Raw genomic sequence first — 243 nt, 5'->3', positions numbered from 1 at the left:
TTATTAGACGGATCCGGAAAAGTAACGAACGGTTTACATGTATTAAATAGCAATGCAGGTATCGGAAAATTAGTAGATGGGTCAGGAAAAGTAACAGAAGGTTTAAATACACTAAATAGTAAAACAGGTGAGATGCAAACAGGTATTGGAAAATTAGTAGATGGGTCAGGAAAAGTAACAGAAGGTTTAAATACGTTAAATAGCAAAACGGGTGAAATGCAAAAAGGAATTGATGAATTGCAT

The 243-nt window shown here is 34.2% G+C and carries 1 protein-coding gene; it reads left to right on the top strand.

The window, feature by feature from the left end:
* A partial coding sequence (locus tag MR079_RS28885; protein ID WP_242295116.1) for a hypothetical protein occupies nucleotides 1-243 on the top strand: 243 nt, incomplete at both ends.

This window comes from Bacillus cereus group sp. BfR-BA-01381, assembly GCF_022663555.1.
GTDB classification, from domain to species: Bacteria; Bacillota; Bacilli; order Bacillales; family Bacillaceae_G; genus Bacillus_A; species Bacillus_A pacificus.
The sequence above is the reverse complement of the archived record's forward strand: the minus strand, read 5'-3'. Positions and strand labels throughout refer to the sequence as shown.